Genomic DNA, 26,436 nt, shown 5'->3' with positions numbered 1-26,436 from the left:
AGGTAATTTTGAATAAAAGAGTAATTTTAGGAATGAGTGGCGGGGTTGACAGTTGTGTTGCCTGCCATTTGTTATTGAAAGAAGGATACGAAGTAATCGGGGTTACTATGAATTTAGTACCTAAAGGACATTTGTATGATGAAGAAAAAGGTTGTTGCTCATTATCTTCCGTTATGGACGCTAAAATAGTTGCAGAGGCAATGGGCGTGAAACATTATACAATGAGTTTTAGAGAAGAATTTGATAGAAAAATTATTGAAAATTTTGTTAGGGAGTATTCTTTAGGATATACTCCAAACCCTTGTGTTGCTTGTAATAAATATATAAAGTTTAATAGTTTTGTAGATAAAATAAAACCTTTAAAAGCAGATTTTATTTCAACCGGACATTATGCAAAAGTTGAATTTGATAATAATTATAATAGATATTTATTAAAAAGGGCAAAAGATTCTAAAAAAGACCAGACATATTTTTTGTATAATACAAGTCAAGAAGTTTTAGCAAAGACTTTATTTCCTCTTGCTGATTTGATAAAAGACGAAGTAAGACAAATTGCAAAAGATGAAGATATTTTGACTTATTCAAAAAAAGATAGCGAAGAAATTTGTTTTGTTCAAAATAGAGACCATGGTATGTTTATAAAACAGAGAAATCCTGAGTTAATAAAAGAGGGTTTTTTTATTGATGAAAATGGAAATAAATTAGGAAAACATAATGGGATAGTGTATTATACTGTCGGACAGAGAAAAGGTCTTGGAATTGCACTTGGAAAGAGAGTTTTTGTTTCTAAGATAAATGCAAGAGATAATACTGTCACATTGTCCGACGAAGATTCTTTATATAAAAATAAAATAAAAATAAGAGATGAAAACTTTATACCTTTTGAAGTTTTAGAAAAACCGTTGGAAGTGAGTGTTAAGGTTAGACATGGACAAAACGAAACAAAAGGATTATTATTTTATAAAGATAATGAATTATTTGTTGAATTTGAAAAGCCTGTTAGAGCACCGAACAAAGGGCAGTCGGCTGTATTTTACTCTGATGATATTGTAGTCGGAGGAGGAATAATAGAAGAAGTATATTAAAAGGAGTTGCAAGAGCAACTCCTTTTTAAGGATTTTTATTTTTATCTTTTTCTGTATTTTTATTTTTATCTTTATCTTTATCTTTATCTTTATCATTTTTATTAGAAGTATCATTTGTTTTTGGTTTAGTATTAGTCTTTGGTTTTTCTTCTTCCTTAGGTTTATCTACTATATCTGATTCTTCAGTTGGTGGTGGGTTTATAAAATCACTAGGGCCATAATCAGTTTTTTCCGGTTTATATACATTCGGTTTTATATAAAACTTCTTTTCTTCAATAAATTCTTCAGGAGTTTTATCTGTGGCCAACTTTCCGTTTCTTTTATCTATTTTATAAGCTATATAGTAAATTTCTTCATATTTTGTAGGCTCTGTACCTTTTACAAAATATTCATAAATTGCTTTTTCAGTGCCTTCGGTAGCTAATAGACCAGTTCTTATTGAAACATACTTTCTTATTATATTTTCACTTGGACCATCAAATTTTTTAGGTTCTTTGCCTTCTAAAACTATTCTATTAACTTTCCCCCAAAGAGTGGCTGCCATTGAGTTATTGTTATTAAGTTTTATATGTTGATTGTCAAAACCTATCCAAGTTCCAATTGTATAATATGGAGTAAAACCTACAAACCAAGAGTCTTGTATATCATCAGTTGTACCTGTTTTACCTGAAACTTCAATAGTTGGGTGCTTTGCACCTTGAGCCATTACGTCAGGAACACCTTTTAAAATATCTCTCATTATAAAAGCATTTTCTTTAGACGTAACTTGTCTTTGCTTTTGTTCAGGTTCTAAAATAGTTTTTCCTGTTGAGTCAACAACTTTTGTAAATGAAATAGGTTCAAGATACTTTCCATCATTTGCTATTGCTGCATAAGCTCCAGTCATTTTTAAGTTGGTCATACCTCTTGTCATACCACCAAGAGCCATACTTGATAAGTTTTCATCATTATGGTCCACACTTTCAGACCTTGAAATATAAGTATCATCTAATTCATTATCTTCGTTTATTAAACCGAATTTTTTGAAATATTCTTTAGATTTTTCTATTCCTATATCTTCCAGAGTCTTAACAGCATTTACGTTGATAGATTGTACTAAACTTTCTCTAAGAGTTTGTAATCCTCTATATCCATTATACCAGTTCTTTGGCCAAAGTTCTTTTTTATCATTATAATGAGGAGCATCTTCTATTGCGGTAGCAGCAGTATATCCGTTATCCAATGCAGGAATATATACTCCCAAAGGTTTCATAGTAGAACCCGGTTGTCTAGGAACTCTATAAGCTCTATTTAGAGGGTGTCCTGTTGTTTCTCTACCACCAATTATTGCGATTAACTGACCTGTTTTATGGTCTAATACGACTGATGAAGATTGAGGTTGAACAGTTCCTTTTTCATCAACTTGGAAATATTTTGAATTTAAAACTAAATTTCCATTTTCATTTACACTATAAAAATCTTTGTAATTTTCAAAAACAGATGCAGAAATTTTAAAAGATTTGTCATTTTCAACTGTTACTCCTTGCTCAGGAAGTTGGAAATTTCCAATTCCATGGGTAACTAAGTTGTTTTGGTCATTAACTGTATAAAAACTAGCCATTGACAAAACATTTTGATATATTGAAACTCTCTGACTATTTATTTTTAAAGAATTATCTGAGTCAATAGAAAACTCTCCTTTTGGAATTATAACATTGTTATTTTCATCTAAAAGATTAGCTTTTTTATACAAGATTATATTACCTTTTTCATCAGTTATATTACTTGCTCTATCTCTTTTAAAAGCTGCAAATGAAGGACCTCCATATCTTGGAGCATTCATTGCATTTGCAAAATCTGCATAAAGTTTTTCTAAATTCTTTTGTATATTTTGATCCATTGTAGAATGAATTGTAAGTCCACCATTATATATTTTGTCCCAAGCCTCTTCTTTAGTATAATTAAATTTTTTCATTAATTTTTCAGCAACTTGATACTTAACATATTCAGTGAAGTAAGTTGAAACTTCCCTTTCAAAGCCTTTGTTTGGATTTATAGCAGAAAATACATCTTCATTAACAGCATTATCATATTCTTCTTTAGTTATTTTTTTAAGTTCATACATTTTTTTCAAAACATATTTTTGTCTATCTAAAACTTTTGGATTATATACTGCCTTATAAACTTGACCACCGATATTTAAATCTTTTATAACAGCAGATTCATCACTAACATTTTCAGGCTTTATAGTTTTATATAGAGAGTAGTTTGTAGGACTTTGAACTATTGCTGCAAGAAGTGCAGATTCAGCTATGGTTAAATCTTTAACATCTTTTGAAAAGTAACCTTGACTCGCTGATTGAACACCATAAGAATGTTGTCCTAAGAAAACTCTATTAAGATATGCCTCAAGAACACCTTCTCTTTTAATACTATCTGTAATTTTAATTGCAAGATATGCCTCTTTTAACTTTCTTTCAATTTTTCTTTCATTTGAAAGATACATATTTCTTGCTAATTGTTGAGCGATTGTTGACCCACCACGAATTCTACCTCTTGCTGTATCGATAAGACTTTTTGCTATACCTATTGGGTCAACACCTTTATGAGAATAAAATCTTTCATCTTCAGTTGAAATGAAAGCATTTATTAAATGTTCCGGAACATCACTTAGCTTTACAATAGTTCTATTCTCTAAGTTTTCAATTTTTTCAACTAAATTTTCATTTCTATCAAGAATGGTTGATGATTGAATCATAAGCTCATTCATCTTTGACGCATTAATGATTGGAGCATCTTTCATAATATCTATAAATGTAGTTGCAAAAATTCCTGTAATTCCTGCACCAATCATAAATATTGATAGAATGACTATGCTTACGAATTTAAAAAAAGATTTTAAAAAACTTTTATCTCCTTTTTTAGTTTTAGATTGTTTATTCTCTACCTTTTTTTGTAACATAAAAAACCTCCTCAAATAACAATCATTTTTTTATTTTTTATAATTTTATTTATTACATTTAATATAATTAAATTTGTATAAAGTTAAACATATTATATCACAAATTCTTTGATTTTAAAATAATATAAATATTTTAACTTCTATACTAACATTTTAAAGTTAAAACTTTAAATCCAAATTAAAAAATAATTTAAAAAAATCTTGATTTTTTATTGTTTTTATGATATACTACTTGTTGTGTTACCGCACGGATTAGGTTTTTAAAGCATAGCACCTAATTCGGCGAGACTTAAGAATGAGGAGGTGCACTATGTACGCAATAATTGAAACAGGTGGTAAACAATACCAAGTTGAAGAAGGACAAAGCATTTTTGTTGAAAAACTAAATGTTGAAGAAGGCTCAAAAGTATCTTTTGATAGAGTTCTTTTAGTTTCTAAAGACGGAGATATTAAAGTTGGTTCTCCAGTAGTTGAAGGAGCTAAGGTTGAAGGAACTGTTGAAAGACATGGAAGAGGAAAGAAAGTTATAATTTTCAAGTTCAAAGCTAAGAAAAATTATAGAAAGAAAAAAGGACATCGTCAACCATTTACAAAAGTTAAAATCGAAAGTATTGCATTTTAATGACTAATATTTATATTTTTAAGAAAAAAGATTTATATTATGGATTTGAAATGGAAGGACATGCTGATTTTAGTGAAGAGAATGACATTCTTTGTGCATCATTATCTGTTTTGTCTATAAATACTCCAAATGCTATTGAAAAGATTTGTTCAATAGATTCTAATGATATGGATTTGAAAGTAGGAGATGGATATTTGAGAATGATGTTAGACATTGAAAGTTTGGATGAATTTAAAATTAGAGATGTTCAAACAATAATGAAAACTTTTGAAGTTGGCATTATATCATTGAAAGAAGAATATAATAAATATATTGAGATTTATTATAAGGAGGTGTAGAGTATGTTAAAGATGAATTTACAACTTTTTTCTAGTAAAAAAGGTTTAGGTAGTACTAAAAACGGTCGTGATAGTAGAGCTAAAAGATTAGGTGCTAAAAGAGGGGACGGACAATTCGTTCTTGCTGGTAACATTTTAGTTAGACAACGTGGAACAAAAATACACCCAGGAGTAAATGTTGGTAAAGGTGGAGATGATACACTTTTTGCTAAAATTTCTGGTGTTGTAAGATTTGAAAGAAAAGGTAGAGATAAGAAACAAGTTTCAATTTATCCAGTATAATGATAAGCTCCTTTAAAGGAGCTTATTTTTTTAAAGAAAATATGGTAGAATATATATTAAGAAATATGGAGGTGAATTTATGCAAAGACCTTTAGTTTGTGTAGTTGGACGTCCTAATGTTGGGAAATCTACACTTTTTAATAAACTTATAAATAAAAGAATTGCTATTACTGAGGACACTCCGGGTGTTACAAGAGATAGATTGTATCAAGATGCTGAATGGCAAAATAAACATTTTATTCTTTGTGATACCGGTGGTTTAGAGCCTAATAGTGATGATATAATTTTACAAAAAATTAAGGCTCAAGCTGATGTGGCTATGGAAAATGCTGATGTAATTTTATTTGTTGTTGATGGTAAAAATGGTTTGATGGACGAAGATAGAGAAATTTCAAATTATCTTAGAAGAACTAAAAAGCCTATTGTACTTGCTATAAATAAAATAGATACTCATAAAATGCCTGCAGAAATTTATGAATTTTATGAGCTTGGTTATGAAAATTTAAATGTTATTTCTGCAACTCAAGGATTTGGACTTGGAGATTTACTTGATGAAATCATAAAAGAATTTCCTGAAAATAAATATACAGGTGAAGAGGAAGAAGTAACAAAGGTTGCATTAATCGGAAAACCAAATGTAGGTAAAAGTTCTCTTATGAATAGAATTTTAGGAGAAGAGAGAATGATAGTTTCTGATATTGCAGGAACAACTAGAGATTCTATTGATTCAAGAGTTGAAATTGATGGAAAAACTTATATTTTTACAGATACAGCAGGGCTTAGAAGAAAGAAAAATATAACTGAAAATTTAGAGAGATATAGTGTTGTTAGAACTTTGAATGCAGTTGAAAGGTCAGATATTGCTGTGCTTTTAATTGATGCTACTGAAGGGGTTACTGAGCAAGATACAAAAGTTATCGGTTTTGCTAAAGAACAAAATAAGGCTTTAATTATTGCAGTTAATAAATGGGATTTAATTGTTAAAGACAATAAAACTTATAAGGCTTTTGAAGATGATATAAGAACTAAATTAAGCTTTGTTCCTTATGCACAACTTGTTTTTATTTCAGTTAAAACAGGGCAAAGAATTGATAAATTATTTGATGCAATTAAAATTGCTGATGAAAATTATAGTACAAGAATCTCAACAGGTATTTTGAACGACATTATAAATGATGCAGTTGTTCACAATGCTCCACCAACTGATAAAGGACAAAGACTAAAAATATTTTATGCAAGTCAAGTTTCAGTTAGACCACCAAAGTTTGTAATATTTGTGAATAAGGTAGAGTTAATGCATTTTTCTTATTTGAGATATTTGGAAAATCAAATTAGAAAGAATTTTTCTTTTACTTCATCACCGATAGTTTTTGAACTTAGAGCGAGAGGAGAAGATAATGCTTAAAGTTTTAGCTTGTATAATTATTTCATACTTTTTAGGAAATATTTCAGGTGGTATAATTTTTGGAAAAATATTATTTAACAAAGATATTAGAAATTATGGAAGTAAAAACGCCGGTACAACAAATGCACTTAGGGTCTTTGGCCTTAAGGCAGGCGTTTTAACTTTTATTATTGACTTTTTAAAATCAATTTTAGCTTGTTATATTGGAATGAAATTTTTAGGATTAAACGGAATATTGTTAAGTGGAATATTTGTAGTTTTAGGACATAATTGGCCTGTGTTTTTGAATTTTAAGGGTGGTAAAGGAATAGCATCATCTTTTGGTTTTATTGTGTTTTTAGATTATAGATTAGCACTTATAGCGATTAGTATATTTATTTTAATCGTAATATTTACAAAATATATATCATTAGGATCAATGCTATCAACAGCATCTGTTTTACCAATATCATATATGTTTTTTGGATATAGAAATATTTATGTTTTATCCACATTTTTATTTTTATTATTGTTGACTGTTTATAGACACAAAGCCAATATAGTTAGACTTTTAAATGGTAATGAAAATAAACTTGGAGCAAAAAAACATTAAAAATTATTTTTAGAACTAATTTTATTTAAGTTAGTTCTATTTTTTTAAAAAATTTTAGATGCTTAATAATTAGCATTTTGTATTGACTTAATTTAAAGAAAATAGTAAAATATTAGTGTATGTGAAAATATATTTTTTTAAAAATCTTAGGAGGAAAATTAATGAAAATTTTAGTAATTAACTGTGGAAGTTCATCTTTAAAATATCAATTATTCGATATGACTGATGAAAGTGTATTATGTAAAGGATTAGTTGAAAGAATTGGTATTGAAGGTTCAAAATTAACTCACAAAGTTGGAAGTGAAAAATTAGTTGTTGAAGAAGCTATGGCAGACCATACAGCAGCTATTAAACATGTTTTTGATGCTCTTGTTGATGAAAAATACGGAGTTGTTAAGAGCTTAGATGAAGTTAATGCTATCGGACACAGAGTACTTCATGGTGGAGATAAATTAACAGCATCAACTATTATTGATGAAAATGTAAAGGCTAAAGTTAGAGAATTTATTAAATTTGGTCCATTACACAACCCTGCAAACTTAATGGGTATTGAGGCTTGTGAAAGCTTAGTTCCAGGAAAGAAAAATGTAGCAGTATTTGATACAGCTTTCCATCAAACTATGCCTGCAAGAACATTTATGTATGCAATCCCTTATGAATATTATGAAGATTACAGACTTAGAAAATTCGGTTTCCATGGAACAAGCCATAGATATGTAACTTTAAGAACTGCTGAATTATTAGATACAGCTAAAGAAAATCTTAATATTATAACTGTTCACTTAGGAAACGGTTCATCAATCGCTGCAATCAAAAACGGAGAATGTTATGATACAACAATGGGATTAACTCCATTAGAAGGACTTTTAATGGGAACAAGAAGTGGAGATATTGACCCAACTGTTATGACTTTCTTAATGAACGAAAAAGGATATTCAGCTGATGAAATGAATCAAATTTTAAATAAAAAATCAGGTGTTCTTGGAGTTTCAGGATTAAGTTCAGACTTTAGAGATTTAGAAGAGGCAGCAGAAAAAGGAAATGACAGAGCACAATTAGCTTTAGATATGTTCATCACAAGAGTAAGAAGATATGTTGGTGGATTTATGGCTGAATTAGGACATATTGATGCTATTTCATTTGCTGGTGGTATTGGTGAAAACTCAGCCTCAATGCGTAAATTAATATTAGAAGGAATGGAAGAATACGGAATCAAACTTGATGATGCTAAAAATGATACAAGAGATGAGGCTATTATTTCAGCAGATGACTCAAGAGTTAAAGTTTTAATCGTTCCTACAAACGAAGAGTTAATGATTGCAAGAGATACTATGGATTTAGTAAAATAATTGTTGACAAATTAATTTTTTTATAGTATAATATTTTTGTTATCCGTTTAAAACGGGGGTATATGTTATAAAAATTCAGAGGAGGTGTTATAATGGCAGTACCTAAGAGAAAAACTTCTAAAGCAAGAAGAGATAAAAGAAGAGCATCTTCATATAGACTACCTAAAGTAGCTCTAGTTAGAGATCCTGAAACTAATGAATTAGTTGTACCTCACAGAGTTAATCCTGACACAGGAATGTATAAAGGAAGAAAAGTATTAGATGTTGAATAAAATAGTTTAAGGGATTTAGTTTTCTAAATCCCTTTAATTATATATATTATAATTATATAGAGGTTTATATTTTGAAAAAAAGTAAAAAAATAATTTTTTTAATAACAATTTTTTTGATAATATTGATTTCTTCGGTTTATTTTTATAATCGACAAAAAATGAAGAAAATTGAATTGGAAAGTAAAATGCCATACAATTTTGAAACATTAACTTTGCCGGAAGTTAAAGATTTTTCCGATATTGCAACTAATTATGCAAAAACTTTGAAAAAAGTATCTCTTTATGAAACAGAGGAGCTTTTAAAAGAGAAAGTAAAAGTTGAAGAGGAAAAATATTTAGAAGTTTTTGGATATAAAGATGGAATAAGTAAGGTTAAATTTGAAGATAAATTTTATTTTGTTAAAAGTAGTAATATTGAAAATGTATCTAAAAATAAATTATTTAAAGTTATAAAGGGAATTCTTTTAGTAAATACGGAGTATAAATTACCTAGTGATTTTAATCCCGGCTTTGATAAATTTGTCGAAAAACAATTTGATTTAATGAAAGTAGATGCAAATAGAGATAGAATAACTTTAGATTTGCATAAAGGATTTATAAGTTACGAAGAACAAAAGCAACTTAATAAAAATGCACCTAAGAATGACAAATATATTGAATATGCTATGTATTCTAGTGCAGGTCATAATGAATCACAAATTGGACAAAGTTTAGATATAATTGGAAAAGATGAAGAAAAAAATTTAAAAGAATCTTTTAAAGAAACTGAAGAATTTAAATGGCTTATAAAAAATGCTCATAAATATGGTTTTATTCTTCGTTATCCTGAAAATAAAGAAGATAAGACTAATTATAAATTTGAGCCTTGGCATTTTCGCTTTGTTGGCGTAGAAAATGCAAATAAAATTTTTAAGAAAAATATTACATTAGAAGAATTTTTAAGACAATAATACGATGGTTCTAATCAAGCATTATCCTTAGAACTTTGTTGTTACAGAATAAAAGTCTAGCGTTGAGTAAGCTCATAGCTAGACTTTTTTTGTTAATTTTAATTTTAAAAATTTTTTAATGGAAAATATATTGTTTCTTTTTGATTGTCTGATAAAATGTATTGACTTTTATTTTGATATGTTTTATAATTTTTATACTATCGTTATATTTTTATAAAAATAAAGAAAAGAGAGTTTATATGATTAATACTAAAATTAGATTAAAATTTTTTGTCTTGACAATTATTTTAGTTTTAGCTTTTATTTTTTCATTTAGCATCGGTCGTTATCCTGTTAAATTTTTTGAAGTAATAAAAGTGATAGTAGATAGAATTTTTTATGGAATCGTTAGTGATTCAGTTCAAAGTACAATAATTTGGAATATAAGGATTCCAAGAGTATTATGTGCTATGCTTGTAGGGGCAGGTATTTCTACAAGTGGTGCATTGTTTCAAGGACTTTTAAAAAATCCAATGGTAAGTCCTGATATTTTAGGAGCAACACAAGCTTCAGCATTTGGTTCAGCTTTTGGAATACTGATGTATTTTAATTTTTTTGAAATAACACTTTTGTCTTTTAGTTTAGGGATTCTTTCAGTTTTTGTAACATACACTTTAAGTAAAATTTTTAGAAGTGATAGAATTTTAGGACTTATTTTAACTGGAATGATGATAGGAAGTTTATTTTCTTCTTTAATTTCTTTTGTAAAACTTGTTGCAGATACGGAAAATCAGCTACCAAGCATAACATATTGGCTTATGGGCTCTTTGGCATCAGTAAAAATGATTGATTTTAAATTTATATTTTTCCCTATTGTAATTGGACTTATAGTTTCAAATTTATATAAAATAGAAATAAATATTTTTACAATGGGGGAAGAAGAGGCTAAAACACTTGGATTAAATACTGAAAAAATAAGATTTATTATAATATTTTTTGCAACATTAATGACTGCTTCAAGTGTTGCAGTTACAGGAATAATTGGATGGATTGGACTTGTAATACCACATTTTTCAAGACTTATCTTCGGAGATGATTATAGATTTGTAATTCCCGCATCTGGACTTTTAGGAGCGAGTTTTTTACTTGTTGTGGATATTTTATGCAGAAATATTACTACTTCTGAAATTCCTATTGGAATTGTTACTTCTTTTATTGGAGCACCTATATTCTTGTATTTAATTTATAAAAAAGGTAGAGATTATGATAGAGGTTAAAAATTTACAAGTTTTTTATGGGAAAAATGAAATATTAAAAGATATTTGTTTTTCATTAAATAAAGGAGAGATAATCTGTGTTTTAGGAGAAAATGGGGCAGGAAAATCAACTTTATTAAAAGCACTTTTAAAACTAATTCCTATAAAAAACGGCAAAGCATTGATTGATGATAATGATTTAAAAATATTGGACAGCAAAAAACTTTCAAGATTTATTTCCTATATTCCGCAAATTCATTTTCCTGCATTTGACTATAAAGTTATTGATGTTATATTAATGGGGAATTATTCTAAAAAAGACGGATTTTTCTATAAAACTACAAAGGAAGATTATGAAAAATCAGTTGAAATTTTAAAAACTTTAGGGATTTCTTATTTAAAAGATAAAAACTACAGGCAAATCAGCGGAGGAGAAAGACAGCTTGTTTTAATTGCAAGAGCATTGTTGCAAGCCAATAACTATATTTTTATGGATGAGCCGGTTGCTAATTTAGATTATGGAAATCAGCTAAAGATAATGGAAATTTGTAATTCATTGAAGAAAAAAAATATAGGATTTTTAATTACAACTCATAATCCTAATCACGCTTTGACTTATGCAGATAAGGTACTTATAGTTAGAAAAAATAAGGAAAGTTTTTTTGGAGATGTATCTATTTTGAATAAGGAACTTTTAGAAAAATTATATAATGTTCCTATAAATTTAATTGAAACTGAAAACGGAAAATTTTGTATTCCTGATTATAAGGAGGTTAGACGCGATTATGTTTTGGAATGAAGATAGAATAAAATGGTATTTAGTTGCTTCAGAATATACTAAATATCACGATAATATGACTTTAGAAATCAAAAAAATCATTCCAAAAGGAGAAAGCCTTATTGACTTCGGTTGTGGATTAGGAATTTTGCCTATGAAATTATCTGATTATTTCAGTGATATAATTGGGGTAGATTATGATGATAAGGTTTTAGATCTTTTGGAAGATAATATTGCAAAAAACAAAATTAAAAATTTCAAGACAATTTGTTCTAATTGTTATGATGGAGAACTTTTTGAAAAAATTGGAGTAAGTGATAATATTTTATTTAGTCATTTTGGAAATGTTGAAGATTATTTTTACAATTTTTTTAACTTATTTACTAAAAGGATGATAATAATACGAAATGATGTTGAAAAAAGTATTGTTCATAATCCGAATAAAAATACTATTCAAGATATTTGTAAGTTTTTAGATGATAGAAAAATTCCCTATAAAATTTACAGACAAACTTTTGAATTTGGTCAACCGTTAAAAGATGATGAAGAAGTTATTAAGTACTTAAATAAATGGTATGGCGAAAAAGGAATTAATTTGATATCTAATGTAAAAGATATAGATTACAATTACAATGGGGAAATTTTTACAAAATATTATTGTAAACCTAAAAATACAGCCATTGTAGTAGTGGAAAAGGAGGAAATATGAAAAAATTTAAGAGAATTTTAGCTCTTTGTTTAACTTTCGGACTTCTTTTTACAGCTTGTTCGAAACCTGCTGAAAAGAAAAATGAACAAACAGAGACAAAGAACGAAACTAGAGTTTTTAAAGATGACTTGGGAAGAGAAGTTACTTTAAAACAAAACATTACAAGAGTTGCTCCATCAGGAAATCCTGCACAAGTTATGTTGCATATTTTTGAGCCAAATAAACTTGTTGGGGTAGCATCAAAATTTTCAAAGAGTACAGAAAAGTATATTACCGATGAGTTGAAAAAATTACCTGAATTTGGAGCGTTCTATGGAAAGAAAGCCAATCTTAATATGGAAGCTGTTGTAAATGCAAAACCTGATGTAATAATTGATATGGGTGAAAAGAAAAAAGGAATTGAAGAAGATTTAAACAAGCTACAAGAACAATTAAAAATCCCTGTAGTTTTCATTGAGTTAACTCTTGACAAATTACCTGAAGCTTTTGACAGACTTGCTGAAGTTTTAGGTAATAAAGAAAGAGGAAAAGAACTTTCTGAATATATCAAGAAGACATATAAGGAAATTGAAGCAAATAAGGCAAAGATAAAAGATGTTAAAAAAGTTTACTACGGTGGAGGAAAAACAGGACTATTTGCAAATGCAAAAGGATCTATCCACGCTGATATTATTGAATTTATCGGTGCTCAAAATCCAATTACCGTAGAAAAAGTTAAAGGCGGTTCAGGAAATGAAATTCCTTTTGAAAAATTATCAGAAGTAAATCCTGATTTCTTGATTTTTGAATCAAAAGAATTAGCTGAACAAATTAAAGGAGAAGAAACTTTTAAAACTCTAAAAGCTGTAAAGGAAAATAAAGTTTTCTATACTCCTAGTGGTCCATATAATTTCTTCGGAAGACCACCTGCAGTTAATAGAGTAATTGGAATGAAATGGCTTGGAAATTTAGTTTATCCTGAAGTTTATAATTATGATATTAAAAAAGAAGTAAAAGAATTTTATAAATTATTTTATAATTATGAATTAAAAGACGAAGAAGTAAAAAATATTCTAGGTAGGTAAAAAAAGAAAGACTGTGTTTGTTGCACAGTCTTTTCGTTTAAACATTAAATCTAAAGTAAACTACATCTCCGTCTTGCATAATGTACTCTTTACCTTCAAGTCTTACAAGACCTTTTTCTCTTGCAGTAACCATACTTCCAAGTGAGATTAAGTCATCATAATTTACGATTTCTGCTCTGATGAAACCTCTTTGAATGTCTGAGTGAATTTTTCCGGCAGCATTAACGGCGCTTGTTCCGATTTTTATAGTCCAAGCTCTTGTTTCTTCAGGGCCTGCTGTTAAGAAACTCATAAGTCCTAAAAGGTTGTAGCTTTCTTTTATAAGCTTTGAAACACCACTTTCAGAAATTCCTAAATCATTTAAAAATTCCACTTGTTCATCATCTTCAAGTTCAGAAATTTCTTTTTCTATTTGAGCACTTATAACTACGATTCCAGAATTTTCATTTTTAGCAAAATCATCTAAAATTTTTACATATTCGTTACTCTTTCCTTCATCAATCATATCATCTTCATTTACATTTGCAACATAAATTATAGGCTTTACACTCAAAAGAGAAAAGTTTTTTAAAATTGCTTTTTCAGCGTCATCAAAAGTTAAAGTTCTAATAGATTTTCCTTCTTCTAAAACAGGTAATATTTTTTCTAAAAGGTCAACTTCTTCTTTAAAACTTTTGTTTCCCTTTAAAGATTTTCTAGCTTTTTCTAATCTTTTTTCCACAAGTTCTAAATCGGATAGAATAAGTTCTAAGTTAATAGTTTCAACATCTCTTAGTGGATTAACTTCTCCGTCAACATGAACGATATTTTCATCTTCAAAACATCTAATCACTTCTACGATTGCATCAACTTCTCTAATATGAGATAAGAATTTATTTCCAAGACCTTCACCTTTACTTGCTCCCTTTACAAGACCTGCAATATCATAAAATTCAATAACAGCAGGAATTGTCTTTTTTGAATTGTAAAGCTCGGTTAATTTATTTAATCTTTCATCAGGTACATTTACAAGACCTACATTCGGGTCAATAGTACAGAAAGGATAATTTGCCGATTCGGCTCCGGCTTTTGTAATTGCGTTAAATAATGTACTTTTACCAACATTTGGTAATCCAACTATTCCTAATTTCATTATAATCTCCTTTAATATAAACTACCATTTATTATATCATATTTATGACATTGTTGCTATGGATACAAATTAATTTTTATTATTTGAATGTATATTTAATTCGTGTTATAATATTAAGAAGATATGTGATATGATAATAGGAGGTTTTATGCTAGAGGTTAGTGCTGGTGGAGTTGTTATTCATAATGGCAATTTTCTTTTGTTAAAGAAGTTTAGCAATGAATGGGTTTTACCAAAAGGAAGACTTGAAGATAATGAAACTAAAGAAGTGGCAGCTGTTAGAGAAGTGCAAGAAGAATCTGGAATACTTGGTAAAATTGTAAAGTATTTAGGTTTTGTAAAATATGATTACCAACATAATGACGGTGAAAAAGTGAAAAAAACAGTTCATTATTTTTATATGGAGCCTGAAGATTTGAGCTTGAATCCACAGAGAGAAGAGGGCTTTGTAGAGGCGATATTTTTACCTTATGACAAGGCTATAAAATTAGTAAAGCATGATGCTGAAAGAAATATGCTAAAGAGTGCGAATTATTTTTACGAAAAGAGAAAAAGAAAATAATGGCATTTTCAACTGATTTAAAAAATGAACTTTCAAGAAGAGAAATAGTAGAAAAAAATTCTGCTATTTCTGAACTTTCTGCTTTTATAAGGACTAATGGAACGATTGTTTTTAGTAATTTTTCCTTTACGATTAGATTTGAAACTACAAACAATTCAATCATAAGAAGAATTTTTAAGCTTTTTAAATTTCTATACTCTTATGACGGAAAGATAATAGTTTCAAAAATTTCAAACTTAAGAAAAAACAATGTATATAAAATTGTAATTGAAAATGAAGAAATTTCAAAGAAGTTTTTAGAAGATACTTACTTTTCAGACCTTGATAGTCTTTTCTTAAAAGATGAGCTTTATGAAGATATTACAAAAAGTAAAGATTTTATTAAAAACTTTTTATGTGGAGTTTTTTTAGGTGCAGGCTCAATAGCAAATCCGGACAAGAGTTACCATTTGGAATTTACTTTAAATTCAGATGAATTATCCAAACTTGTTATAAGATATTTAAAAGTATTTGGAATAAAAGCGAAAAGTCTTGAGAAAAAGGGGCAATATATTGTCTATGTAAAAGATAGTGCGATGATCTCTGATTTTCTTTCGCTAATTGGAACGGTAAACAGTTTATTCAAATTTGAAGAAACTAAGATGATAAAAGAAATAAAGAACAATACAAACAGACTAACAAATTGTGAAACGGCAAATTTAGATAAAACTTTAAATACTTCATTTACACAAATTGATGCAATAAATACAGTTTATAAAAAATATGGAAAAGAAAATTTGGATAAAAATTTACTTGACTTATGTGAATTAAGATTAAAAAATCCAACTTTTTCATTAAAAGAACTTGCAGAAGTTTTAAACATAAGTAAATCCGGAGTAAATCATAGATTCAAAAAGATAATAGATATGGCGAATAAAATTTAATTTATTAGCCTTTTTTATGCAAAAAATATTCACATTCCATATATACATATATATAATGGTTACGATATTATTTTTATTTAGGAGGATTGCTTATGATGGCAGAGTTTAAAAAACGTATTGTATCTATAATGTTGGTAGTATTAGTTGTCTTGGGTATAGTAGGGGGATATTATTTTACTCATAGAGATAATGGAAAACCTAAAATTACAAATGAAACTGTTGGAGTACAAATTAAAGAATTAAAAGAATTATCTACAATTCAATATAAGTATAAGGAAGTTGTTAGTAGAGAAGACTGGAATACATTATTCAATTTTAAATTACCTTTTACTAAATCTAGTTTTATAGTTAGTTATACTGGAATATTGAAGATTGGAATTGATTTAGCAGAAACGAAGATAAATGTTGATGAGGGCAGTAAAACAATAAAAATTACTTTACCTGAATCGAAAATTTTATCTAATGAGTTGGATTTTAAATCTTTAAAGGTCTATGATGAAAAGAATTCTATATTTAATCCAATTAAGGTTGAAGATTATACAGAGTTTACTCAAGGTGGTAAGGAAAACGCTGAAAAGGATGCAAGAGAAAGTGGCGTTTTTGAGCAGTCAAAAGAAGTTGCAAAAAAAATTATTACAGAAATGTTAAATACAACCAAGGAAATAAAAGAAAATTATAAAATAGTATTTGAATAAATTAAAAGAGAGACTTTGTATATTAAAGTCTCTCTTTTGTGCTAAATAAACTGAACTATTTCTTTTTTATTTCCATTTTTAAAGTCGTCAAATGAAAAACTGTTTACATTTTTTGAATTTGTATATTTTAAATGATATTTTAAAGTTTTTGCGTTTGACATTGAGTAGTATAATGTTATATTTTGTGAGCTTTCTGAAATGTTTTCTAAATCTTTTTTTGTTATTGTGAATTTTTTTAGTGAATCAAATAAAATATCTTCGTTACTTTTTGAAAATTCATTTTGTTTTAAATTTTCCAACTCTATGTATGCTCTTATGAATCTTTTTGTTGGCGTGTGAATATTTCCTTTTAATTCTCTTTTTTCTAAATATTTTTGTAAATTTTTTATATGTTTTTCAAATCTTGGACTGTTTGTCATTATGTTATATTCATTTTCATAAACTTCTAAATTTCCGTCTTTTATTTCCATAATCAAACTTTTATTATCTTTATCTGTAAACATATAGTGGTAATGTCTTGAATAATTCGTTTCATCGACAAGAGATTTTTCTACGATATGTATCTTTGGAGCAAGTGCTTTTATATCTTCTAAAGTTTCACAATTTGTCAAAAATACATTTAATATCTTTGTTGATGTTAAATTTAATCTTGTATTGTCAGGCTCTTTTTTGAAATTAATTACATTTCTAAAAGAGTTGGTGCAACCCAAAAGACCTTTTTCATTTATTCCATCTATTAAATGGTCGTAATCTCTAAATGTTGTTCCCATAATTTTGTATTTTGTATATAATTTGTTTCCAAAAATATCTTCTTCATAATTATAATTGCTTGGGAAAAATTTAAATTCATATCTGTGATAATCTCTTAAGTCCATTGTTCTCCCGAGCAATGTTTCTCCATTTCTAAAAATAGAAAAAGTTGTGCACATAAAATCACCTCCTATGTATTATACCAAAAAAGTGGAACAAACCCAAATAAATTTGCCTTTTTTTCTAAATTAGATTAAAATATATGTATGTATTTTATGAGGTGATATGTTGAAAGAAATTAAACTTTTTTGGAAAATTTTAAAAAATAATAGATTAACTTATTTTCTTTCTATGATTTCTACAATTTTTATACAAATTTTTTCGGGGCTTACTCCGATTGTTATTATGATTACAGTTGACTCTATAATCGGAAATAAGGAGTATAAGTACGATATTTTAAGGAGAGCTGTTGACTTTATAGGTGGTAGAGATTTTTTAAGAGAAAATATATACATATTGGCTTTTGTAATAGTTATTTTAACAGGAATTAGCTGTATTTTTATTTTTTTAAGGAATTATTATTCAAATGTCGCTTGTGAAAATTTGATTTTTAATTTAAAAGAAAAAATGTATAATAAATTTTTAAATTTGGATATAAGATGCTTAAATGATTATTCTACTGGAGATTTGATTCAAAGAAGTTCTTCTGATATTGAAACGGTTAGAAAACTTTTTGCAACTCAGCTTGTAAATGCTTTTGGCTCTGTTGCAACAATTATTCTGGTAATTATAGTTATGTCTTTGATTAATTTTAAACTTGCGACTATAAGTATAAGTCTTTGCGTTGTTATTTCCATTTTGTCTTATGTTTTTTATGGTAAAATTGGAAAAATTTTCAAAAAAACAGATGAGGCTGAAAGTGAACTTATGGTATTCATAAAAGAAGTTTTATTCAATACTAGAGTTATTAAAGCTTTTAATCGTGAAAAGTATATTTTAAATCTTTTTAGAGAAAAAAATGAAACTTTTAATATTATGCAAAATACTTTTATGAGGACTTTTGCAAAGTTTAGGGCTGTAAATGACTTTTTAACTTTTTTACAACTGGCGATAGTTTTGGTTGTAGGTGGTTATGAAACAATTACAGGCAAAATGAATTTTGGAGATTTGATTGCTTTTGTTATCTATATTAATATGATTGTTTGGCCTATTAGACAGATTGGGCAGTTGCTTAGTGATATGGCGAAAGCAAGTGTTTCGATTTCCAGAATTTATGAAGTTTTGGATTTACCTGAGGAAGATTATGAATGTGGAATAAGTGATGTTTCATTTTCTGAAAAAATAGAATTTAAAAATGTATCTTTAAAAATTAATGAAAATTTAGTTTTAGATGATGTAAGTTTTGTAGTAAATGCAGGGGAAAGTTTAGGAATCATAGGAGCAACCGGAAGTGGCAAGAGTATGATAGTCTATCTTTTGCTTGGACTTTTTGAGGCTACAAGTGGAGAAATTTTAATTGACGGAATAAATATAAATGAGATAAATAAAAGGTACATTAGAGAAAAAATTTCTGCGATTATGCAAGATAGTGAACTTTTTAATATGTCAATTATGGATAATGTAAAAATTGTTGATGACAATATAGGGGAAGACTCTGTTTATGGGGCGACTAATATTTCTTCAATTCACAACGAAATTTTGAATTTTTCTTCAAAATATGAAACCATAGTTGTCGATAATGGTGTAAATCTTTCTGGTGGACAAAAACAGAGAATTTCCATTGCGAGAAGTTTGTTAAAACCGTTTGAAGTGTTGATTTTAGATGACAGTTTAAGTGCTGTTGATATGAATACGGATTTGAAGATAAATAATGCTTTAAAATCAATGGATAGAAAATTTACGTCAATTTTTATTTCACATAGAATTTCAACGATAAATAATTGTGATAACATAATTGTTATTAATGAGGGAAAGATTGTTGAAAGCGGAAAGCATAATGAATTGATACAAAAAAATGGAATGTATAGCAAGATAAATGAAATTCAAAGTAAGGAATATGATGTAAATAATGGATAAAAAGAAAATTGTAAATATAAATGTTTTTAGAGATTTAATAAAATTTTATAAAATTGAATATAAAAAACTTTATATGTTGATGTTTGTAGTTGTAATTGCAGGTGTTTTACAAGCAGTTGTTCCTTTGTCTATAAAACTACTTACAGATGATTTTATAACAAGACAGAACTTAAAAGGTTTTGTTTTAGCTGGAATTGCATTTTTTTCGCTTGTAATAATTTCAACTCTTGCAATTTACAGTTTTTATGTTTTAGGTGGAAAACTGGAATATAAAGTTTCAAAGGAAATTAGAAAATCCGTTTTTGAAAAAATTGAAAGATTTTCATTGACAACAGTAAAGAGATATGAAACGGGTGAATTGATTTCAAGATTGACTTCAGACGTTCAAAAACTTAGCGAAGTTTTTAGTTGGGGAGTCATAGATGCTTGTCATAGCATTATTGTTTTGTTGTTTTCTGTTTCGATTATGCTTTATTTAAGCTATACATTGACTTTAATGCTATTTTTAATGCTACCTGTAATTTATATAGTTACGATGATTTTTCAAAAAAATATTTTGAAATTTCAAAGAAAAGTAAGAGATTATAATTCAAAAATCATTAAAAGTTATACAGAGTCTTTAAGCTATATAAAGACAATTAAAGCTCTTGGAATTGAAAATAAAAAGCGAAGAGAATTTTTAAGTTTCAATGAAAAATATAGAAAATATAATTTAAAATCTATATTAATATCTGCAATTTTTGTTCCTATAGTTATGTTTGTTGCAAGTATTGGTGTAGGTTTTGCATTTAATTTTTCGTCAATTTCAGTTATGAAAAATGTAATGACATACGGAGCGTTTTTAAGTTTTTTAACTTATAGTTTTCAAATATTTGAGCCTTTTAAAATGCTCGCTCAAATTTTTACAGATTTAAAATCTGCACAGGCATCAGCTGAAAGAGTTTTTCAAATTTTGTATGAAGAAGATGAAGTTTTACAAGAAAAGAAAAACAATTTGGAATTTGAAGGAAATATTAGATTTGAAAATGTAAATTTTCATTATTTTGATGATGAAAAATTAATTTTAAAAGATTTTAATTTTGAAATAAAAAAAGGTGAAAGTGTTGCTTTTATAGGAAGTACGGGAAGTGGAAAATCTACAATAGTAAATTTGATTTGTAAATTTTATGATGTAACTTCTGGAAATATCTATCTTGACGGAATTGATTATAAAAATGTTGATAAAACTTTTTTGTATGACAATCTTGGATATGTTTTGCAACAGCCACAACTTTTTTCCATTTCAATAAAAGAAAATATAAAATTTGGAAATGTAAATGCAAGTGATGAGGAAATTTTTGAAGTTTGTGATTTGCTTGGAATAAATGACTTTATAAATAAGTTACCAAATGGAATTGATACAATCATTGGCGAAAATGGGTATAGTATATCCAACGGTCAAAAACAATTAATCTCTTTTGCAAGAGCTTTGATAAAAAATCCGAAATTATTGATATTAGATGAGGCAACTTCTTCGATAGATACTGAAACGGAAAAAATCATTCAAAATAAGATGAAAGAAATTTTAAAAGGAAAGACGTCTATAATTGTTGCACATAGATTGTCAACGATTAAGGATTGTGATAAGATTGTTTTAATTGAAAATGGGATTATTCTTGAACAAGGAACTCATTTAGAATTGATAAATAAAAAGGGAATATATTATAAAATGTATATTTCTGAAGAATTAAAAATATAGGAGGAACAATATGAGTAGTGGTTGTAGTTCAGGTGGTTGTTCTGGTTGCTCAAGTGCATCAAGCTGTGGGGTATCAGAAGAATTTGAAAGCTTGTTGGTTGAACAAAATCAATTTAGCGACATAAAAAAAGTTATAGGTGTAATTAGTGGTAAAGGTGGAGTTGGAAAATCTTTAATCACTTCTATGCTTGCGAGTGGAATGATGAAAAGAGGAAAAGAAGTTGGTATTTTAGATGCCGATATTACTGGACCATCAATACCAAAATCTTTTGGGATTGACAAAAAAGCTAGAATAGATGAAAGAGGAATCATTCCTTCAACAACTGAAAATGGAATTAAAATAATGAGTATAAATTTATTACTTGAAAAAGAAACAGACCCTGTTATCTGGAGAGGACCTGTTATCGCAGGAGTAATAAAACAATTTTGGACAGATGTTGTTTGGGAAAATGTAGATTATATGTTCGTTGATATGCCACCAGGAACAGGTGATGTGCCACTAACAGTTTTCCAATCACTACCTGTTGATGGAATTATAATTGTAACCTCACCACAAGATTTGGTTTCTATGATTGTGGAAAAGGCAGTTAAAATGGCAAGAATGATGAATATTCCAATTATAGGAATTGTTGAAAATATGAGTTACTTTAAATGTCCTTGTTGTAACGAAGAATTAAATATATTTGGAGAAAGCGACTTACCTTACATATCAAGAAAATTTGGACTTACAAATGTTGCAAAAATTCCACTTGATAAAAAAATACCTGAAATGGTTGATGAAGGGGAAGCCGAAAAATTAGATACAGATTGCTTAACAGATATATTAGATGCAATAGAAAAATTATAGATAAAGTGTGTTCTTAACGGACACACTTTTTTAGGTTCAATAACTAATAAATACTGACTAAATATTTTAAAAAGCACCTAAAACGTCACCTCGACAAAACGTAGTGCTTGGAGAGGTCTTCAAGCAGGTACTTTATTTAACTTTAGTAATTTTAATTAGTGTTTAGTATCAAAATTGAAATTTACTCTTTTTTTTGGTATAATTACTTTAAAGATTAAATGAAAAAGGGGTTTTTATGGAGCATTTTAAATTGAATTTGGAAAGTGATTTTAAATTTGATAATATTGTTGTAGCTCTGGGAAATTTTGATGGTTTTCATATCGGTCATCAAAGTTTGATTTCTGAATTAAATAATATAAAGATTAAAAAGGGATATAAGACTGTTGTTTTTCTTTTTGAAAGCCATACTAAGGATTTTATTTTTAATCAGAGTTCAAGTAGGATAATGTCCTTTTATGATAAATTAAAAAGGCTTGAAAGTTTTAATATAGATTATGTTTTTAGCATTGAGTTTTCTGAAAAGATTAAAAATTTAACTCCATTAGAATTTTTGGAGTTTTTAACTGAAAACTTAAATGTAAAACATATCGTTGTTGGAAGTGATTATAGATTTGCAAAAAATCGTGGGGGAAATACTGATTTTATTAAATCATATATGAATAATAAAAATTTATCTTGTACTATTGTTGATAAGATAAGTTTAGATAATATGGAAATTAGTAGTACAAAAATTATTGAATACATAAGAAATGGAAATGTTGAACTTGTAAAAGATTTGCTTGGTAATTTTTATTCTATAAAGGGTAAAGTTGTTTCTGGTTTTCAAAGAGGGAGAAATCTAGGTTTTCCTACTGCAAATTTGGATATTTCTTTTAATTATGTTATTCCAAAAGAGGGAGTTTATTTTACAAAGACGATAGTTGATGAAAAAGAACTTTATAGCTTTTCAAGTATTGGTTACAATCCAACTTTTGATAATAAAAAATCTACAATAGAATCACATATTTTTGATTTTGATGAAGATATTTACGGAAAAGATATTGAGCTTTGCTTTTTAAAAAGATTAAGAGATAATATTAAGTTCAATTCAGTTGATGAACTGATAGAACAATTAAAAAAAGATGAAATTATATGTAGAGAATTGATTAAAAATATAAAATAGGAGATAAATATGAAACAAATTTTAGTTACAGGAGGAGCCGGATATATTGGCTCTCATACTTGTATAGAACTTTTAAATGAAGGATATGATGTAGTAATAATTGATAATTTTTACAACTCAAGCGAAAAAGTTTTAAGAAGAATTGAAGAGCTTAGTGGCAAAAAATTCAAATTCTACAAAGGTGATATTAGAGATAAAGAAATACTTAGAAAGATTTTTTCAGAAAATGATATTTATGGGGTAATACATTTTGCAGGACTTAAGGCTGTTGGAGAATCAGTTGAAAAACCTATAGAATATTATGATAATAATATTAACGGAAGCATAAAACTTATAGAAGTTATGAGAGAATTTAATGTAAAAAATTTAATTTTCAGCTCTTCTGCTACTGTTTATGGAAAGCCGAAGTCTGTTCCTATAAAAGAAGATTTTTCACTTTCTGTTACAAATCCTTACGGAAGAACAAAATTATTTTCAGAAGAAATTTTTACGGATTTGTATATTTCCGATAATGATTGGAATATTGTTCTTCTTAGATATTTTAATCCGATTGGAGCTCATAAGAGCGGTAGAATAGGTGAAAATCCTAATGGAATTCCTAATAATTTAGTTCCATATATAACTCAAGTTGCAGTTGGTAAATTAGACTATGTTAGAGTTTTTGGAGATGACTATGAAACAAAAGATGGAACAGGTGTAAGGGATTATATTCATGTTTTGGATTTAGCATTAGGTCATATAAAAGCAATTAAAAAATTTGAAGACAGTAAAGCTGTTAGAATTTATAATCTTGGAACAGGTGAAGGTTATAGTGTTTTTGATATGATTAAAAATTTTGAAGAAGTTACAGGGAAAAAGATAAAATATGTAGTTACTCCGAGAAGAAGCGGAGATATTGCAGAATGTTTTGCTGATTCTACTAAGGCAAAGGAAGAACTTGGTTGGGAAGCTAAATATGGAATAAGAGAAATGTGTGAAGACAGTTGGAGATGGCAATTAAATAATCCAAATGGATATGAGGATTAAGGAGGTTTATAACGATGGACACCAAGAGTGTTTATTCTGAAAATAATATTATTAAAGCGCTTTTGCATTTTGCAATTCCAGGAATTTTGAGTATTTTGATTGCAGAGCTATACAATATGGTCGATACTTTTTTCGTTGGAAAATATGTTGGAGCAAATTCGATAGGCGCTTTGAGCGTTGTTTTTCCTTTGCAAAGACTCGTTATTGCAATTTCAATTTGTCTTGGAATTGGAGTTTCAAATTTAATATCAAGAAGGCTTGGAGAAAAGCGTTCAAAAGAAATAACTAAATATACAACGGCTGTAACAGGACTAACTTTGATTATAATTTTTTTAGTTACAACAATCTCTCTTTTGTTTATTAAGGATATTTGTATGTTTTTAGGAGCAAGAGATGAAATACTCATACATTCAGTTGGATATTTAAGAATAGTTATGTTTGGGAATGTTTTTTTAGCATTTACAACAGTCTTTGGTTATATGAATATTGCTTATGGAAAGATGAAAGTTATGTTGTTTTCTTCAAGCATCGGAGCTTTTATAAATATAGTAATCGACTTTGTTTTAGTTAAACATTTTAATATGGGCGTTGAGGGTGCAGCAATTGCTACCGTTTTTAGTCAAATTATTTCTTTTGTATTTGCATTTTTCTATGTAAAAAAATTGCAAAGAGAAAATGGTTTTAGTTTGATCCCGAGATTTGATATAAAAATTTCTTGCAATATTTTAGCAATAGGTTTTTCTTCATTCATAATAGAGTTTTCGGATGCGATTTTGATTAGTGTGCTTAATCATTTGCTTTTACCGGTTGGTGGAAATGATGCAATTATTTTAGTTGGCGTAGTTACAAAGGTATCTATGTTTATGTTTGTGGCTATGATTGGAGTGAGTAGTTCAATTCAACCATTAATTTCTTATAATTATGGAGCAAAAAACTTTTTTAAAATGAAAAAAATTATAAAAACAGGTTTTGTATTAGTTTTTTCTCTATCTACGATAATCTGGATATTTATGATTTACAATGTAAAATTTGTTATAAATTTATTTTTAAAAGATGAAAGGCTTTTAGAGATAGCTACTAAAAGTTTTAAATATGTTATCTTAGTTTTTCCACTTCTTAGTTTTTATTATATTTGTATATACTTTTTCCAATCTATCGGTAAGGAAAGATACAATTTTTTATTATCGATTTATAGAGAAACACTTTTATATATTCCAATAGTTATAATTATGGTAGGTGAATTTGGAGTTTTAGGAGCATGGATTAGTTATCCAATAGTTGATGCTATTTCAGCTGTAACGGGTTTTATATTGCTTTTTAGAACTCTAAGGAAGATAGAGGTTTAAGGAGGTTTCTTATGGACTTAATGAAAATTAAAGAAGATTTACAAATTTGTATGGACGAGCTTATTGAAAAGGCAAAGTTTGAAGAGGGCGATATTTTTGTTTTGGGTTGCAGTACAAGTGAAGTAAAAGGAAAACATATTGGAAAAGATACAGATATTGAGGTTGGCAAACTGATTGTTGAAACTATAAAAGAAAAATTGGATAAAATAAATGTGAATTTTGCAGTTCAATGTTGTGAGCATTTGAACAGAGCGTTGGTTGTTGAAAAATGTGTTGCAAGAAAAAATAATTTTGAAATAGTAAATGTTGTACCACAAAAAAATGCGGGTGGTGGAGTCGCAACCTCAGCTTATGAATTATTTAAAAATCCGGTAGTTGTAGAAAAAATAGTTGCGAAAGCAGGACTTGACATAGGCGACACTTCCATTGGTATGCATGTAAAATTTGTTCAAGTACCGGTAAGATTATCAATAAAAGAAATAGGGAATGCTCATTTAACGGCATTGACTTCAAGGCCAAAATTAATTGGTGGAAGTAGAGCGGTATATCAATAATAA

The 26,436-nt window shown here is 27.9% G+C and carries 26 protein-coding genes and 1 other annotated feature; of the genes, 23 read left to right on the top strand and 3 right to left on the bottom strand.

Annotated features, from left to right (window positions below):
- Positions 1-8 precede the first annotated feature (8 nt).
- Positions 9-1,085, top strand: a complete 1,077-nt coding sequence (gene mnmA / locus HMPREF3181_RS05190) for a tRNA 2-thiouridine(34) synthase MnmA (protein ID WP_068474004.1) — start codon at positions 9-11, stop codon at positions 1,083-1,085.
- Between the two features lie 25 nt (positions 1,086-1,110).
- Here the strand turns inward: mnmA and HMPREF3181_RS05185 are convergent, their stop codons facing one another.
- Entirely contained in the window at positions 1,111-4,026 is a 2,916-nt protein-coding gene (locus HMPREF3181_RS05185; RefSeq protein ID WP_068473997.1) for a transglycosylase domain-containing protein, read from the bottom strand.
- Between the two features lie 231 nt (positions 4,027-4,257).
- Positions 4,258-4,326 (top strand) — a sequence feature (ribosomal protein L21 leader region).
- A gap of 10 nt (positions 4,327-4,336) precedes the next feature.
- On the opposite strand from HMPREF3181_RS05185, the gene rplU reads away from it, so the two are divergent.
- From rplU to HMPREF3181_RS05125, 12 genes are all read left to right on the top strand, one after another.
- Complete coding sequence (gene rplU / locus HMPREF3181_RS05180) at positions 4,337-4,648, top strand: 50S ribosomal protein L21 (RefSeq protein ID WP_068473986.1); 312 nt, start codon at positions 4,337-4,339, stop codon at positions 4,646-4,648.
- Positions 4,648-4,986, top strand: coding sequence for a ribosomal-processing cysteine protease Prp (locus HMPREF3181_RS05175; RefSeq protein WP_068473983.1), 339 nt, complete (start codon positions 4,648-4,650; stop codon positions 4,984-4,986). Before rplU ends, HMPREF3181_RS05175 begins: the two co-directional genes overlap by 1 nt.
- A gap of 3 nt (positions 4,987-4,989) precedes the next feature.
- A complete protein-coding gene (rpmA, locus tag HMPREF3181_RS05170) occupies positions 4,990-5,268 on the top strand; it encodes a 50S ribosomal protein L27 (RefSeq protein ID WP_068473980.1) in 279 nt (92 codons plus the stop codon).
- A gap of 79 nt (positions 5,269-5,347) precedes the next feature.
- Positions 5,348-6,673 carry a ribosome biogenesis GTPase Der gene (gene der / locus HMPREF3181_RS05165; RefSeq protein ID WP_068473976.1) on the top strand — a complete coding sequence of 442 codons (1,326 nt, stop codon included), beginning with the start codon at positions 5,348-5,350 and terminating at the stop codon, positions 6,671-6,673.
- The gene (gene plsY / locus HMPREF3181_RS05160; protein ID WP_068473973.1) at positions 6,666-7,265 is read left to right on the top strand and encodes a glycerol-3-phosphate 1-O-acyltransferase PlsY; all 600 of its coding nucleotides are present in this window, start codon (positions 6,666-6,668) and stop codon (positions 7,263-7,265) included. Before der ends, plsY begins: the two co-directional genes overlap by 8 nt.
- Positions 7,266-7,426: 161 nt before the next feature.
- Entirely contained in the window at positions 7,427-8,614 is a 1,188-nt protein-coding gene (locus tag HMPREF3181_RS05155) for an acetate kinase (protein WP_068473970.1), read from the top strand.
- Between the two features lie 92 nt (positions 8,615-8,706).
- Positions 8,707-8,886, top strand: a complete 180-nt coding sequence (rpmF, locus tag HMPREF3181_RS05150) for a 50S ribosomal protein L32 (RefSeq protein WP_004832204.1) — start codon at positions 8,707-8,709, stop codon at positions 8,884-8,886.
- 158 nt (positions 8,887-9,044) lie between these two features.
- Complete coding sequence (locus HMPREF3181_RS05145; protein WP_231698849.1) at positions 9,045-9,836, top strand: M15 family metallopeptidase; 792 nt, start codon at positions 9,045-9,047, stop codon at positions 9,834-9,836.
- Between the two features lie 239 nt (positions 9,837-10,075).
- Positions 10,076-11,092, top strand: a complete 1,017-nt coding sequence (locus HMPREF3181_RS05140; protein WP_068473965.1) for a FecCD family ABC transporter permease — start codon at positions 10,076-10,078, stop codon at positions 11,090-11,092.
- The gene (locus tag HMPREF3181_RS05135; protein WP_068473961.1) at positions 11,079-11,870 is read left to right on the top strand and encodes an ABC transporter ATP-binding protein; all 792 of its coding nucleotides are present in this window, start codon (positions 11,079-11,081) and stop codon (positions 11,868-11,870) included. The genes HMPREF3181_RS05140 and HMPREF3181_RS05135 overlap by 14 nt, the downstream gene beginning before the upstream one ends.
- Complete coding sequence (locus HMPREF3181_RS05130; protein WP_068473958.1) at positions 11,857-12,558, top strand: methyltransferase domain-containing protein; 702 nt, start codon at positions 11,857-11,859, stop codon at positions 12,556-12,558. Before HMPREF3181_RS05135 ends, HMPREF3181_RS05130 begins: the two co-directional genes overlap by 14 nt.
- On the top strand, positions 12,555-13,622 hold the full coding sequence (locus HMPREF3181_RS05125; protein WP_068473956.1) for an ABC transporter substrate-binding protein: 1,068 nt from the start codon (positions 12,555-12,557) through the stop codon (positions 13,620-13,622). The genes HMPREF3181_RS05130 and HMPREF3181_RS05125 overlap by 4 nt, the downstream gene beginning before the upstream one ends.
- 37 nt (positions 13,623-13,659) lie before the next feature.
- On the opposite strand, the gene ychF is transcribed toward HMPREF3181_RS05125, so the two are convergent.
- On the bottom strand, positions 13,660-14,754 hold the full coding sequence (ychF, locus tag HMPREF3181_RS05120; RefSeq protein ID WP_068473954.1) for a redox-regulated ATPase YchF: 1,095 nt from the start codon (positions 14,752-14,754) through the stop codon (positions 13,660-13,662).
- Between the two features lie 148 nt (positions 14,755-14,902).
- Here ychF and HMPREF3181_RS05115 point away from each other — a divergent pair, with 148 nt between their 5' ends.
- The 3 genes from HMPREF3181_RS05115 to HMPREF3181_RS05105 all read left to right on the top strand — a co-directional run bounded on the left by HMPREF3181_RS05115 (position 14,903) and on the right by HMPREF3181_RS05105 (position 16,934).
- Positions 14,903-15,316 (top strand): NUDIX hydrolase, encoded by a 414-nt coding sequence (locus tag HMPREF3181_RS05115; protein WP_068473953.1) that lies wholly within the window; start codon positions 14,903-14,905, stop codon positions 15,314-15,316.
- The gene (gene whiA / locus HMPREF3181_RS05110) at positions 15,316-16,239 is read left to right on the top strand and encodes a DNA-binding protein WhiA (protein WP_068473951.1); all 924 of its coding nucleotides are present in this window, start codon (positions 15,316-15,318) and stop codon (positions 16,237-16,239) included. The genes HMPREF3181_RS05115 and whiA overlap by 1 nt, the downstream gene beginning before the upstream one ends.
- A 92-nt stretch (positions 16,240-16,331) precedes the next feature.
- Entirely contained in the window at positions 16,332-16,934 is a 603-nt protein-coding gene (locus tag HMPREF3181_RS05105; protein ID WP_231723270.1) for a DUF4230 domain-containing protein, read from the top strand.
- 41 nt (positions 16,935-16,975) lie between these two features.
- On the opposite strand, the gene HMPREF3181_RS05100 is transcribed toward HMPREF3181_RS05105, so the two are convergent.
- Positions 16,976-17,863 (bottom strand): linear amide C-N hydrolase, encoded by an 888-nt coding sequence (locus HMPREF3181_RS05100; RefSeq protein WP_068473948.1) that lies wholly within the window; start codon positions 17,861-17,863, stop codon positions 16,976-16,978.
- Between the two features lie 106 nt (positions 17,864-17,969).
- Between HMPREF3181_RS05100 and HMPREF3181_RS05095 the strand changes: the two genes are divergently transcribed.
- The 7 genes from HMPREF3181_RS05095 (at position 17,970) to HMPREF3181_RS05065 (ending at position 26,433) form a co-directional block, all read left to right on the top strand.
- The gene (locus tag HMPREF3181_RS05095) at positions 17,970-19,760 is read left to right on the top strand and encodes an ABC transporter ATP-binding protein (RefSeq protein ID WP_068473945.1); all 1,791 of its coding nucleotides are present in this window, start codon (positions 17,970-17,972) and stop codon (positions 19,758-19,760) included.
- Positions 19,753-21,498, top strand: coding sequence for an ABC transporter ATP-binding protein (locus tag HMPREF3181_RS05090; protein ID WP_068473942.1), 1,746 nt, complete (start codon positions 19,753-19,755; stop codon positions 21,496-21,498). The genes HMPREF3181_RS05095 and HMPREF3181_RS05090 overlap by 8 nt, the downstream gene beginning before the upstream one ends.
- Before the next feature lie 10 nt (positions 21,499-21,508).
- Positions 21,509-22,345, top strand: a complete 837-nt coding sequence (locus HMPREF3181_RS05085) for an Mrp/NBP35 family ATP-binding protein (protein WP_068473939.1) — start codon at positions 21,509-21,511, stop codon at positions 22,343-22,345.
- A 235-nt stretch (positions 22,346-22,580) separates the two neighbouring features.
- The gene (locus HMPREF3181_RS05080) at positions 22,581-23,507 is read left to right on the top strand and encodes a bifunctional riboflavin kinase/FAD synthetase (protein ID WP_068473936.1); all 927 of its coding nucleotides are present in this window, start codon (positions 22,581-22,583) and stop codon (positions 23,505-23,507) included.
- A gap of 9 nt (positions 23,508-23,516) precedes the next feature.
- Positions 23,517-24,533 carry a UDP-glucose 4-epimerase GalE gene (gene galE, locus HMPREF3181_RS05075; RefSeq protein ID WP_068473933.1) on the top strand — a complete coding sequence of 339 codons (1,017 nt, stop codon included), beginning with the start codon at positions 23,517-23,519 and terminating at the stop codon, positions 24,531-24,533.
- Between the two features lie 14 nt (positions 24,534-24,547).
- A complete protein-coding gene (locus HMPREF3181_RS05070; RefSeq protein ID WP_068473929.1) occupies positions 24,548-25,879 on the top strand; it encodes an MATE family efflux transporter in 1,332 nt (443 codons plus the stop codon).
- An 11-nt stretch (positions 25,880-25,890) separates the two neighbouring features.
- Entirely contained in the window at positions 25,891-26,433 is a 543-nt protein-coding gene (locus HMPREF3181_RS05065; protein WP_068473926.1) for a TIGR01440 family protein, read from the top strand.
- The last annotated feature ends 3 nt before the right edge of the window (positions 26,434-26,436 follow it).

Source organism: Parvimonas sp. KA00067 (assembly GCF_001553085.1).
Classification (GTDB): Bacteria; Bacillota; Clostridia; order Tissierellales; family Peptoniphilaceae; genus Parvimonas; species Parvimonas parva.
Note: the sequence above shows the minus strand (reverse complement) of the source record. Positions and strands in the feature narration are given on the sequence as shown.

Excerpts from the sequence above, each read along its gene's own strand:
- HMPREF3181_RS05130 (WP_068473958.1), top strand. The coding sequence starts at position 11,857 with ATGTTTTGGAATGAAGATAGAATAAAATGGTATTTAGTTGCTTCAGAA.
- HMPREF3181_RS05100 (WP_068473948.1), bottom strand. The coding sequence starts at position 17,863 with ATGTGCACAACTTTTTCTATTTTTAGAAATGGAGAAACATTGCTCGGG.
- HMPREF3181_RS05155 (WP_068473970.1), top strand. The coding sequence starts at position 7,427 with ATGAAAATTTTAGTAATTAACTGTGGAAGTTCATCTTTAAAATATCAA.
- HMPREF3181_RS05115 (WP_068473953.1), top strand. The coding sequence starts at position 14,903 with ATGCTAGAGGTTAGTGCTGGTGGAGTTGTTATTCATAATGGCAATTTT.
- rplU (WP_068473986.1), top strand. The coding sequence starts at position 4,337 with ATGTACGCAATAATTGAAACAGGTGGTAAACAATACCAAGTTGAAGAA.
- HMPREF3181_RS05140 (WP_068473965.1), top strand. The coding sequence starts at position 10,076 with ATGATTAATACTAAAATTAGATTAAAATTTTTTGTCTTGACAATTATT.
- ychF (WP_068473954.1), bottom strand. The coding sequence starts at position 14,754 with ATGAAATTAGGAATAGTTGGATTACCAAATGTTGGTAAAAGTACATTA.
- whiA (WP_068473951.1), top strand. The coding sequence starts at position 15,316 with ATGGCATTTTCAACTGATTTAAAAAATGAACTTTCAAGAAGAGAAATA.
- HMPREF3181_RS05135 (WP_068473961.1), top strand. The coding sequence starts at position 11,079 with ATGATAGAGGTTAAAAATTTACAAGTTTTTTATGGGAAAAATGAAATA.
- galE (WP_068473933.1), top strand. The coding sequence starts at position 23,517 with ATGAAACAAATTTTAGTTACAGGAGGAGCCGGATATATTGGCTCTCAT.
- plsY (WP_068473973.1), top strand. The coding sequence starts at position 6,666 with ATGCTTAAAGTTTTAGCTTGTATAATTATTTCATACTTTTTAGGAAAT.
- HMPREF3181_RS05105 (WP_231723270.1), top strand. The coding sequence starts at position 16,332 with ATGATGGCAGAGTTTAAAAAACGTATTGTATCTATAATGTTGGTAGTA.
- HMPREF3181_RS05090 (WP_068473942.1), top strand. The coding sequence starts at position 19,753 with ATGGATAAAAAGAAAATTGTAAATATAAATGTTTTTAGAGATTTAATA.
- HMPREF3181_RS05070 (WP_068473929.1), top strand. The coding sequence starts at position 24,548 with ATGGACACCAAGAGTGTTTATTCTGAAAATAATATTATTAAAGCGCTT.
- rpmA (WP_068473980.1), top strand. The coding sequence starts at position 4,990 with ATGTTAAAGATGAATTTACAACTTTTTTCTAGTAAAAAAGGTTTAGGT.
- HMPREF3181_RS05145 (WP_231698849.1), top strand. The coding sequence starts at position 9,045 with ATGAAGAAAATTGAATTGGAAAGTAAAATGCCATACAATTTTGAAACA.
- HMPREF3181_RS05175 (WP_068473983.1), top strand. The coding sequence starts at position 4,648 with ATGACTAATATTTATATTTTTAAGAAAAAAGATTTATATTATGGATTT.
- rpmF (WP_004832204.1), top strand. The coding sequence starts at position 8,707 with ATGGCAGTACCTAAGAGAAAAACTTCTAAAGCAAGAAGAGATAAAAGA.
- der (WP_068473976.1), top strand. The coding sequence starts at position 5,348 with ATGCAAAGACCTTTAGTTTGTGTAGTTGGACGTCCTAATGTTGGGAAA.
- HMPREF3181_RS05125 (WP_068473956.1), top strand. The coding sequence starts at position 12,555 with ATGAAAAAATTTAAGAGAATTTTAGCTCTTTGTTTAACTTTCGGACTT.
- HMPREF3181_RS05095 (WP_068473945.1), top strand. The coding sequence starts at position 17,970 with ATGTTGAAAGAAATTAAACTTTTTTGGAAAATTTTAAAAAATAATAGA.
- HMPREF3181_RS05080 (WP_068473936.1), top strand. The coding sequence starts at position 22,581 with ATGGAGCATTTTAAATTGAATTTGGAAAGTGATTTTAAATTTGATAAT.
- HMPREF3181_RS05185 (WP_068473997.1), bottom strand. The coding sequence starts at position 4,026 with ATGTTACAAAAAAAGGTAGAGAATAAACAATCTAAAACTAAAAAAGGA.
- HMPREF3181_RS05065 (WP_068473926.1), top strand. The coding sequence starts at position 25,891 with ATGGACTTAATGAAAATTAAAGAAGATTTACAAATTTGTATGGACGAG.
- HMPREF3181_RS05085 (WP_068473939.1), top strand. The coding sequence starts at position 21,509 with ATGAGTAGTGGTTGTAGTTCAGGTGGTTGTTCTGGTTGCTCAAGTGCA.